Source organism: Delftia sp. DT-2 (genome assembly GCF_028401915.1).
In the GTDB taxonomy this organism is placed as follows: Bacteria; Pseudomonadota; Gammaproteobacteria; order Burkholderiales; family Burkholderiaceae_C; genus Comamonas; species Comamonas tsuruhatensis.
This window is the reverse complement of record NZ_JAQOTI010000045.1, coordinates 1-4,677: the sequence shown is the minus strand read 5'-3', so window position 1 is coordinate 4,677 and position 4,677 is coordinate 1. Positions and strand designations below refer to the sequence as shown.

Sequence of the window (4,677 nt, the reverse complement as noted above, 5' to 3'; positions counted from 1 at the left end):
AGGTGGCCCGTGCTGGCCTTGGGGGCACCGGGGCCGTTGTAGGTGGTGCCGGGCAGGTCGTAGCGCAGCGTGGAGGTTGCGGTGCTGCCGTACTGGAGTTGGGTGGGACGGCCCAGGGCGTCGCGCTGCACGGCGAGGGTGCGGCCTGCGGCGTCCTTGGCGGTGGCGACCAGACCGCGCTGGTCGTAGGTCAGGGAGTTGGCACCTATGTCCGGTGATTTTTCCTGGGTCATATTGCCCAGGCCGTCACGGCCATACTCTGTAACTACACCCTTGAAATCCTTGACTTGGCTGATAAGACCTGACGAGTCATAGCTGAAGCTACTCCCCCCTCTTTCGTTGGTGATCGCTTCAACTCTGCGCAACCTATCCAGAGTCAACTTGACAGACTTCCCCAAACCATCAGCGACCGCAGTCAAATCACCATTTTCGTCATACCTGAATCCGCTCCTTGCATAATCACCAACTGTAATGCTTGAAGTAAGATTGATGTTATTTATATCTCTAACAACCTTATAAGTAGCACCCAATACCTCATTCCCAACCCTCTCCTCGACTCTATTACCCGCACCATCCAGCCTATAAATTCCGAAGTCACCACGATTATCAGACCACCCAATCAAGCGCTGCGCCTCATCATACCGATAATCAACCGAATATCCATTCGCATACCAAACACGGCCAAGACTGCCATTACTCATGTACTCATACTTATGATACAAACCCGCAGAACCAACGCCTGTAATACGCCCCCTTAAATCATAGGTAATTTCATGCCTGCTTCCATTGGGATCGAAAAACGATAGCAATCGACCACGATGATCATATGCCGTGTATTGCGTCACATGTCCGATTGAATTCTCCATGCTTTTTTTGTTATTAAATTCATCGTAAGCATTACGGTATATAAAACCAATGGAGTCTCTTAATGAAAGCAAATTTCCACGATTATCCCATCCCCATTGAAATACTCGCGATACATCACTGCCATTTGAGTTCAGACTTATCAATTTACCGCGATCATCATACTCCATTTCCCGTACAACACCACCCACCGAAATTCTAACAGGCACCCTCAAAACAGGATGCCATGAAATGCTGGTCTTTCTTTCAGCCTTGCCAGCGCCTTTAGCCTCCACAAGCTCTACTGGAAGATAACGACCCTTATCCCAGAACAACCCACTGCCATACCCAAGGTAATCATAATAACCTTCAACAAACCCATCTTTATCATAATATACGGATTTTATTGGAAAATTTTGCAGATCGGAAAATCGCCCTGAATTTGAGCTATACAATTTCGAGCCTGGAAGTGACGAATGCCAAACATAGAATGGATCACCCACTGGAGGAGTAATTCTGGTAATTCGTTTTTGATATGTGAATTTATATTCACCGACCCCCGCCGTCTTCGCGGATGACACAACCTTCTTGTCTTTATAAGAGTAAAATCCCACCCGCACCCCATTTTCATCAATTTTCCCGGTCAGCATCCTCTCATCTTCATACAGATATTTTATCTCTGCTCCATCAATAAAAACCACCGATCGTAGAAGGCCATCGCCATACCGATATGAAATTTCGTCTCCATGACTTGGAACTATTTTTGACAAAAAACCATCAGCCCCATATACAAAGTCGATATATCTGGAATAATTATTCTCAATTCTCGATAGTTTCTTTTCCTGAGAATAATGATACAAATAGTAATCGCCATTAGAAAGGGTTTTTTTCGAAATAAATCCATCATTATCAAAAAAGAACTCATCCTGGTATTCATTTTTATAGAACCAACCATTATCTATTCTTAAAAAAACTCTTGCTTTAAGGTCCCCAACAAAAGCTCCAGGAATATAGCTACCACCAGCTCCACCAGATGTGGAATCAGGGATAAATCTATGAAATACAGCAACATCGCCAAAACTTGTATTTATCGAGACAGACTCATGATCTCCAGATTTTAGTTTTACCGAACGATTACCTGTCAAAGGGTTGACATTATTCCTATCGAAATCCAACCATATTTCGTGACTATGAGACCAACCAAGTCCGAATGATGACGGCGGATGTGGTGCACGCCCATTTGCCCAAGCGCTGTTATACAATCGGCTAATACTCAGAGGAGCAGGTCTCTCGTCAGAAAATTCCAGTTCATATTCCACCTTATTCCCCGTTGACACCTCTACAGGGTTACCAATGTAAGTTGGAAAAGCTCCACCAGGAAATCCATATAGGCTCGCAGCACAATGCCCTTCTGTAGCAGATGAATGCAGGGAAAAGTCTTCTTGGCGAACACAGGCTTTGCTTCTGATATCAGAAAACCACTTACTCTGCCAGATCAAATCGCCTGACTGTTGGCTTGAACAATCTGCCGTTCTCCGGCTTATCACGCTAAACCCGCCTTTGTAACGAGTGTCATTGCACTCTCCAGCAGGACCTCGCACAGAGTAATCATAGAGAACCAGCGTTTTCATTTCAATAGGCTGTTCCGAATGAATAAAACCATCAGTTGCAATTACCTCTGCGGGCATTACCTCGTACTTAAGATTACAAATAGCACTAGGAGGATCCGTCAATCTCTTTATTTCTTCATCAATTACTTCCGAAACAGATCCACGCACGCCATTCCTACCTGCTTGGGTCCATTCAGATGTATATATTGGCGATAGCTTACACACATTCACGCCATCCGAATTTTGCCTATTTTCAACACAAACACTTTGATATGTTACTTGCGCATGTACTTTAGGCGTTAAAAGATATAAAAATACAAAGCACAGATGAAACAGGACAATATTTTTCACAACGCAATCCCACAATTTATACGCATCGCTAGACAATTAATAATCTTCATACACCCTATTTACTCATAACCTCTAGCCTCAGCGGCTAGAGCATACCGCCAGCCAAGCTTATCAACTATCGCCGCCGCTCGCTCAACGGGAGGAAACGTTGTACATCGCACATACGAGGCAGAAATCTTCAGACCGACCTCATAAATTACTTACTCTTGAAGAGTTAAATTCATGACTACTGTAGCCGCTTCTACCCAAGCAAGTAGCAATTTGCGGCGGATGCAAACGTAGATACAGGCAAGTTTTGAAATTAATCCACAATATTTTTTCAAATACATAATTTAAGCAGATCAACGTATAATCGTGAGTTGCTTCCCACATACCCAAACCGATTATCCCCGCCAACCCAATCGGATCCGCCTGCATGTACCGACCCGTCGCCGCATCGTAGTACCTGTGCAGGTTGTACGACAGCCCCGTCTCTTCATCAAACACCTGCCCCGGGTACCGCAAGTCGAACTTCACGGCCTGCGCGTAGCTGGGCCCGCTGACCGTCTGTCCATAGCCGCGTTCGCCCGTGGTGGGCCGCACCTCACCAAATCCCGAGATCAGCCACTGCCAAGCCACCTGCCCGTGCCGGTTGGTCAGCCGCCTGGGGGTCAGGTGGTCCGATGTCCCGCACGGCAGGTTTGCAGACCTTGGAAGGCTTCGTATCTGCCTGGAGCGAGGACTAGATATTCAAGACGCGCTACTGAATTTGGCAGCAGCAACCGTCTCAGCGCATTTCGTGAATCAGTAGCGTTACCCCCTCTTAGATGAGATCATTGTTGATTTTTACAAAATTGCAAGTATTGAACCCTATTAGATAATTTACGCAACCCGAATTCAACCAACTAATTTCAAAGAGTCTGGTTGTGGATATTTTTTGAGGGGCAAAAAATCAACCCTCCAAAAATCAACCTCATACAGATTACCTGCTTCGTCTCCATATACCGTAATTATCACCTGAACACCATCATCATCAAAATAACTTGCTTCAGCCAGATTTTCACCCAAAGTATTTTCATCGGATCCAACGAATTTTATACTTCCCATACCGCCATCTGACATGTCGTAAACTCTGGCTAAAGCAATTCTATTTTCGACGTCTGGAATTTTTTTTTGCTGAGACAGCATGGCACTTAAAAGTGCTTTTTCTTCAGCGCGCAAAAGTCGGGCTGAGTTATCGTGGAGGGGTAATTCTTCCGACATTTATAATTCCATTAGGTAGTTTAAAAGCGCTGTAGTCAAGCTTGGCCCCATTCAATATCACACTTCCACTATACTGACCATCAATTAACGAATCAGCGGTTCTTAAGATATCTTCTCTTATAGCATCTTGCACAAGCTGTCGATTAAATCCAGCTCTCTCTACATGCCGAAAAGTATGGGATATTTGATTCTCGACCTTGCCAAATTGTATAACCAACTCATCAATACTCTTTGCTGAACAGTATGCGCCAGTATCAATTCCTTGATTAATAGCTTGGGCGATCGGTGCCATGCGCGAGACCGTAGTCGGAATCTGCGCCACCAGCGGGCTGATCGCCGCAGGCGATGCCAACGCCCCGTTGACCCCCGACGCCCCGGCAATGAACTCCGTGATCGCCGGACCGTACCGGTAGTACAGGCCTTGCATTCTTGCCAGCACGGGGTGCAGGCCTTGCGGGTCCACGTCGTTTAGCGGGTTGTTGGCTACATACCCAAACCGATTCCACCCACCCTCCAACCCGATCGGGTCCGCCTGCATATACCGCCCCGTCGCGGCATCGTAGTACCTGTGCAGGTTGTACGACAGCCCCGTCTCTTCATCAAACACCTGCCCCGGATACCGCAGGTCGAA

4 protein-coding genes are annotated in these 4,677 nt (G+C 46.4%); all 4 read right to left on the bottom strand.

Translation table 11 applies throughout. The annotated features are described in order from the left end of the window. A partial coding sequence (locus tag PO605_RS30650) for a DUF6531 domain-containing protein (protein ID WP_272207334.1) occupies window positions 1-2,804 on the bottom strand: 2,804 nt, incomplete at its 3' end. Between the two features lie 189 nt (window positions 2,805-2,993). Continuing rightward, window positions 2,994-3,422, bottom strand: coding sequence for an RHS repeat-associated core domain-containing protein (locus PO605_RS30645; protein WP_272207333.1), 429 nt, complete (start codon window positions 3,420-3,422; stop codon window positions 2,994-2,996). A 258-nt stretch (window positions 3,423-3,680) separates the two neighbouring features. Beyond that, window positions 3,681-4,046: a DUF6984 family protein gene (locus tag PO605_RS30640; protein WP_139223921.1), complete on the bottom strand. Its 366-nt coding sequence runs from the start codon at window positions 4,044-4,046 to the stop codon at window positions 3,681-3,683. Then, window positions 4,018-4,677: RHS repeat-associated core domain-containing protein (locus PO605_RS30635; RefSeq protein ID WP_272207332.1), on the bottom strand; the 660-nt coding region annotated here is incomplete at its 5' end. The genes PO605_RS30640 and PO605_RS30635, both read right to left, overlap by 29 nt.